This is a genomic window from Microbacterium sp. B24, assembly GCF_000333415.1.
Classification (GTDB): Bacteria; Actinomycetota; Actinomycetes; order Actinomycetales; family Microbacteriaceae; genus Microbacterium.
The window spans coordinates 1-4,089 of record NZ_BADB01000001.1; the positions used below are offsets into that span (position 1 = coordinate 1).

Consider the following 4,089-nt stretch of genomic DNA (forward strand, 5'->3'; position numbering starts at 1 on the left):
GATAGAGACGTTCGCGGGCGTCGCGCGGGATACCGGCGCGCTCTTCCCGCGCGAACCCCTCCTGTGCCTGGGCGCGCGTCGGGTGGGCCTGGATGGAGAGCGAGGATGCCGCGGCGAGAAGCTTGAGCAGGAACGGCAGAGCCGGACGTCCGGCGTCGGCGAGGGCCACGTCGAGCGTGCGTCCATCGGGCGTCCGGGAGGGGCAGCCCGGGTGGTCGCCGTACCAGATCTCGGCCTCGGGAGCCCCCGTCGGCTGGCGTCCTTCGAGGGCGGGAATGAGGGTCGGGGAACCCCAGGAGTAGTCGCGAGGATCGTTGGAGATCGGCGTCAGCATGCCCCCAGCCTAGGACCGCCGTCGCGCTACTCTGATCTCACCATGGCCGTCCACACGAAGCATCCGGTCGCGGCGCCGCCGACCGCGCCGATCCGCGCGACGTCGGGCCACCTGCTGCTGCGGGGGTGGTGCATCTTCGTCCTCGCCGCGGCCCTCGCCGGGTCCGCGTGGCCGCTGGCGCTCGGCATCCCCGCCACCGCCGTCGCGGTCGTCGCCGCCGGGGTCGTCTCGGCGTCGGTGTGGGCGCTCTCGCGTCCCCCGGTGCAGTGGCGTCGACTGCCGTGGTTCGCTCTCGCCTATGTCCTGTGGGCGGTGTGCTCGCTGCTGTGGACGACGCATCTCGCGGCGACGGCCGCGACGCTCGTCCTCCTGCTGGTGACGACGATTCAGGCCCTCTTCGTCGGAGCGGTGCTGACGTGGCGTGAGCTGGTGCGCGCGATGGCCTCGGCGCTCAAGTGGGTGCTCGGGTTGTCGCTGCTGTTCGAGCTCTGGGTGTCGCTCGTCTGGCACGGCGTACTGCTTCCGGGCTTCGCACGGCCCGACGGCGTGGTCGCCGACGGGGCCGTCGTCTGGTCACGCGATCAGCTGATGAGCGGTGGGCGCATCCAGGGCATCGTCGGGGATGCCACGGCGCTGGCCTTTCTTGCACTGCTGGGCATGGGCGTCTTCGCCGTCCGCTTCGCTTCGCGTGCGCCACGGCGCACGCTGCTGGTCGGGTGGTTCGCGCTGTCGGCCTTGCTCTTCTTCCGTGCGGGGTCGGCCCTCGGCTGGCTCGGAGCGGCGGCGGTCGTCCTCGTGCTCGCGACGGTGCTGGTGATGCGCACCACGAAGCGCGCCGGCGAGCGCACCCGGTATTACGTCGTCTACGCCGCGATCGCCGCGGCCGGCATTCTGGCCGTCTGGCTCGGGCGCGGTCAGATCTTCTCGTTCCTCGGGCGGAGCACCGACCTCGACGGGCGCGAAGGGACGTGGGCCCTGATCGCGGCGAAGGCGCTCGAGCGTCCGGTGCAAGGGTGGGGTTTCGCAACGCCGTGGCCGCCGCTGGACGCGGCATCCGCGCCCTGGGTCCCCGGCATCGACTCTGCCCTCACGCAGGCCCACAGCGTGTGGCTCGACGTCCTCCTCCAGCTCGGGATCGTCGGGATGGCGCTGCTCGCCCTGACCTTCTTCGCCTACGTGTGGCGCTCCTGGTTCTTCGCCGTCGACCGCCCCCGCTGGGACCTCGTCGCCGACCGGCCCTACTCCCCCGTGACGCTCGTGCCGACGCTGACCGGCGCCGTGCTGCTCGTGCAGGGTGTGGCCGATTCCGGTCCGATCGTCGCCGGCGGATGGATGCTGATCGTGCTGCTCGCGTTCAAGATCAAGCAGGCACCGCTGCTCGGACGCGGAGCCTCGGAAGAGCGGCTGGTCGGCGAGCAGGGCGAGACGGAGCGCGTGCCGCGCTGAGTGCGCGGGCGAAGGGCACGCTCAGTCCTTGATGAAGCTCAGCCCTACCAGAAGGCTCTCGTCGACGATGGCGCCGTCGGACGGAGCCTGCACCCACGTGTCGATGGTGCCGTCATTGACGTTGATCTCAGAGAGGCGGACGGGATTATCCGTGTTCGAGTGCATCGTCTGCAGGAGGTAGGCGACGGTGTTTCCCATGGCGGTCTTCACGGTACGGGAAGCGGCTCCGCCGGTATGGCCGCTCGTAACGACTTTCACGTTTCCGTAGGGCGCGACGAGGTGGTCATAGATGTACTGCGGCGAGGCGTCTCCGTACTCCCATCTCGGCGCTGAGCGACCGGCACCGTCGATCAGCGCGCTGCCGTCAAGGAACGAGTGGGTCTGAATGATGACGTTCGCCGTGGGGTGCGTCGAAATGACGCCCTGTGCCCACGTGATCACAGAAAGACGCGGCCACAGTTCGAGGTTCATCACTAGCCATGTCGCACCCTCAGCACGGAATAACGAGTACGTGTTGTCCACTTTGCCCGACTCGAAGACGCCGGCGAGGGCCGTGTAATCGGTGGGCTTCCAGTAACTGTTGAATACGCTCGTGTCCCGTTGAAGTGCGTATGTGTTGCCGGGATCGCGGGCTGACCCCCCGACACCGGTAGCCTGCGTGTCGTGATTGCCGATGCTCAATGCGTACGGGATCCCCGCATCGTCGAGCGGACGGAATGCCGCCCGGGCGATCTGATACTGAGCGTGGTCAGGGGTATCCCAGTTGACGACATCCCCGGTGTGCAGAACGAACCTGAGGTCCAGTGCGCGCCGATTGTCGACCAGCCAACGCGAGCGGTCAACGAAATCCGTACCACGGAAGGGAAAGACTTCCTGTTGAGTGTCGGGGTACGTGACGAGCCCGAAGATGCCGTCGCCGTCACCGCCGACGGATGCCGACGCCTCGGCGACCGAAGTCATCAGGCCGCTACTCAACGTACTCGAACCACCCACCAGCGTGACGCTTGCGGGGGCCAGTCTCCTCAACTCGAGACGGAGCGCTGGCGAGGGCCGATCGGGATCGGAAAGGAGCAGCGGCGCTCCAATCGCACCAGCGACCGCTCCCCCGGACAGGGCGTCGGGAAACTTCTGACCGCTCGCGAGATACACCGCCGGCGCGCCGTCGCCGAATGCCCGCTGGCTGACAATCAAGGAAGTAGCGTATCGATCGACGCCACCCCACCGTTCTGCCACGAGCCCCGACACCGCTTCAGCATCACGCATCGTGCGATCCGAAATGGTCGCCGAACTCCCCAACACGATAAGGCGGTGCGGAGCGAGGGAGCGTAATGCAGATGCCACCGATGCGGGTAACGACTCATTGGAAGTCAACAGAATCGGTCCGCCCAGCCGGGCTGCGGCCGCGGCCCCCGACAGCGCATCCGGGAAGGACACCCCGCTCGCAAGGAATACGACGGGAGCGGTGGTGGGGTACGCCACACGGCTGGCGCGAGCAGCCGTATCGTAGCGGTCGACGCCGTCAAGCCGTATCACTGCGGCACCCAGCGTACGAACCGCGCGCTCCACGGAGTCACCGATCGTCGCCGCACCGCCGAGGATATAGATCGTCGCCGGGCGCAGACGGCTCAGCTCGGTCGCTACCGTGGAAGTCAAGACGTCGGGCGGCGTCAGCAGCACCGGTCCATGCATCGCTGCGGCAGAGGCCGCGGCGCCGGTTGCATCCGGGAAGTCGGCTCCGCTTGCTAGGAAAGCGGCAGGAGCGCCGGCTGGGTATGCTGCTCGACTGATCGCGACGGCCGTCTCGTAGCGGTCACCGCCCCCGATGCGGACCACGACAGGAGCCGAGGGGGTCACGGCGAACGACGTGCTCTCGGTCGCGCCCACTAGCAGAAGCGCCGCGACGGTCGCGGCAATCAAGACACGTGCGAACCTCACGCAGACCCCCCGATCAGCTCTCGCGCTCGGTGCAGACCGACACGATCACGGCCACAGTAGCACCGCCCGCTTCAGGCGAGGGCGAGTCGGCGGGTTAGACTTCTCGCGCTATGGCCTCCACTTCTGCGCGCCCCGACGCGGCCTCGAACGAGACGTTCACGCCCGCCAGCGCGACGATCGCGATCGTCACCTACAACCGTTCCATCCTTCTGACGAAGCTGCTCGAGAGCATCACCGCGATGGATCCGAAGCCGGGCCACGTGGTCATCGTCGACAACGCGTCGACCGATGACACCACCGCGGTCGTCGAGTCTTTCCGCGAGCGGCTGGGTGCCGAGCTGACTCTAGAGGATCCCCGGGACCGAGCTCAATTC

4 protein-coding genes are annotated in these 4,089 nt (G+C 67.9%); 2 read left to right on the plus strand and 2 right to left on the minus strand.

Features of this window, described 5'->3' with window-relative positions; genetic code table 11:
- A partial coding sequence (locus tag I5I_RS00005) for a type I phosphomannose isomerase catalytic subunit (RefSeq protein ID WP_036314658.1) occupies positions 1–334 on the minus strand: 334 nt, incomplete at its 3' end.
- Between the two features lie 42 nt (positions 335–376).
- Here I5I_RS00005 and I5I_RS00010 point away from each other — a divergent pair.
- Positions 377–1,780, plus strand: a complete 1,404-nt coding sequence (locus tag I5I_RS00010; protein WP_036314660.1) for an O-antigen ligase family protein — start codon at positions 377–379, stop codon at positions 1,778–1,780.
- Between the two features lie 21 nt (positions 1,781–1,801).
- Here I5I_RS00010 and I5I_RS15955 read toward each other — a convergent pair whose 3' ends face one another.
- The gene (locus I5I_RS15955; RefSeq protein ID WP_187289890.1) at positions 1,802–3,613 is read right to left on the minus strand and encodes a cell wall-binding repeat-containing protein; all 1,812 of its coding nucleotides are present in this window, start codon (positions 3,611–3,613) and stop codon (positions 1,802–1,804) included.
- Between the two features lie 212 nt (positions 3,614–3,825).
- Here I5I_RS15955 and I5I_RS00020 point away from each other — a divergent pair.
- A partial coding sequence (locus I5I_RS00020; protein ID WP_036314663.1) for a glycosyltransferase family 2 protein occupies positions 3,826–4,089 on the plus strand: 264 nt, incomplete at its 3' end.

What these genes read in the sequence shown, in the direction of transcription:
- I5I_RS00010 (WP_036314660.1), top strand. Translation starts at nt 377, where the DNA reads ATGGCCGTCCACACGAAGCATCCGGTCGCGGCGCCGCCGACCGCGCCG.